This is a genomic window from Marinoscillum furvescens DSM 4134 (genome assembly GCF_003386095.1).
Lineage (GTDB): Bacteria > Bacteroidota > Bacteroidia > Cytophagales > Cyclobacteriaceae > Marinoscillum > Marinoscillum furvescens.
The window spans coordinates 1-1,888 of record NZ_QREG01000053.1 but is presented as its reverse complement, the minus strand read 5'-3'; the positions used below and the strand labels follow the sequence as shown (position 1 = coordinate 1,888).

2 protein-coding genes are annotated in these 1,888 nt (G+C 45.8%); one reads left to right on the top strand and one right to left on the bottom strand.

The features are described 5' to 3' along the window. Positions 1-125: 125 nt before the first annotated feature. Positions 126-1,379 (bottom strand): group II intron reverse transcriptase/maturase, encoded by a 1,254-nt coding sequence (gene ltrA / locus C7460_RS23385; RefSeq protein WP_115870560.1) that lies wholly within the window; start codon positions 1,377-1,379, stop codon positions 126-128. Positions 1,380-1,589: 210 nt separating this feature from the next. On the opposite strand from ltrA, the gene C7460_RS24185 reads away from it, so the two are divergent. Next, positions 1,590-1,888 (top strand): hypothetical protein (locus tag C7460_RS24185; protein WP_221409618.1); only part of this gene is annotated, 299 nt, incomplete at its 3' end.

Sequence of the window (1,888 nt, the reverse complement as noted above, 5' to 3'; positions counted from 1 at the left end):
ATCGAGTAGAGCAAAGTAAAGGAGACTTTTAGACCTTCGGAAACCCGGAAAGGATTTCTTCTTTACTTCAGCCCTCTCACACCACCGTACGTACGGTTGCGTATACGGCGGTTCTTAATGTTAATTCATAGATGGTATCGTTTTAGCTCGTTTTGCAAGCTTACCAGACCAAGTTTATCAAAATAGCTCTTGGGATAAGCCTGATTCATATGGCTTGCCCCGCTATTCCACCAAGGGCCTCTTTGGTTGAAGCAGGATTGTACTGCTCGCTCCTCCGATAGCCCTCTATTCATCAGAGCTTGAAGACGTGTCCATCGACGTTTCATTTGTCGCCATCTGATCTTGCGGAGATGACGCCTTATCCAGCCGTCTATTGCTTCGGCAAACCTTTTGACCTCACTCTTTGAGAAGTAGTTTATCCAACCTCTCAATAGTGGGTTCAGGTCTTCGGCTATAAACTTCTGCTGATTACGTCCACGACCTTGTCTAAATTTCTCTTTCAATTTACCCTTCAAGCGTTGTATACTCTCCGGTGATATTCGTAGTTTACTGTCCTTTTGGGAAGTAAAGCTGTATCCCAGAAAACTTCGCTTCCATGGTCGGTCAATGGCACTTTTGGTCTTATTGACTTTTAGCTTCAGCTTATTCTCTATAAAACCTGTAAGGCTTTCCATAACCCGTTCAGCTGTCCGCCTGCTCCCAACGTAGATTTGGAAGTCGTCAGCGTAACGAACAAACTTATGGCCTCTACGCTCCAGTTCCTTATCCAACTCGTCTAAAACTATGTTGGACAGCAGTGGAGACAGAGGGCTGCCTTGAGGTGTGCCTTTGACCCGTCTTTCTTCAACTTCGTTTATCATCACCCCGCTTCTAAGATATCGGTCGATCAGGTGGATTACGCGTCGATCCACGATCTTCTTCCTTAGCTTAGATAACAGTCGTTCATGATCTACCTCATCGAAGAATTTACTTAAATCCATGTCTACTACCCATCGCTTCCCCGACTGGATATGGGTTCTCGATTGTACCACTGCCTGTTGGGCATTGCGGCCTTCCCGAAAACCATAACTCCATTCGGAAAACTCAGGATCGTATAAAGGATTGATGATTTGGTGAATGCCTTGCTGGATCATTCGGTCTACTACCGTCGGTATTCCCAGTAAACGTTCTCCGCCCCCGTCTTTGGGGATAGATACTTGTTTTACTGCTTGTGGATAGTATGACCCTTCCAACAATGACTCTTTGATAGCTGACCAGTGCGCTTGCAAGTAACCTTTCAATTCTGTGACTTCCAGGCCATCTACTCCTGGAGCTCCTTTGTTTGTCAGTACTCGCTTATAGGCTTTGGTCATGTTCTCTCGGCTAACTATCTGCTCCATGAGCTTTGACGACTCCTGACCTTTGTCTCTATTATTCCCCGTCCGGCTTGACGCGCTCATTGGATACCTCCCACTTTCCGAGTAATACCTCCCCAATAAGTCTGACTTATCTCAAAGTCAGCTTCTGCTCCTATTTCCGTAGACGTTAACAATAAACCCATAGGTCTTAACATTAAGTTTGATCCTTCATCCAGATAGTCCTGAATTACTATGATCGCTGCTGACTCCTTGGCACATAGAAGACGAATCCATTCCAAGGTATCCCCGGGTAATGCGCAAATACCTTCACACTTATACCTGCTACATCTACACTCTATTTTCCCGTATGAGCACTGGGCTTTGGAGATATGCGCCTCCTTACCCAAACAGAGTGCCTTTTATGTAGTTCTTGTACATCAGGTCAGTGCTTTGCTTTCGGCTTCCTTCATGCAGGTCTTCACAGACAATACACTTGCCGCTCAGCTAGTACTTCCCCTCATCGGGCGTACAGAGGACTTGTCCCTTTTTTT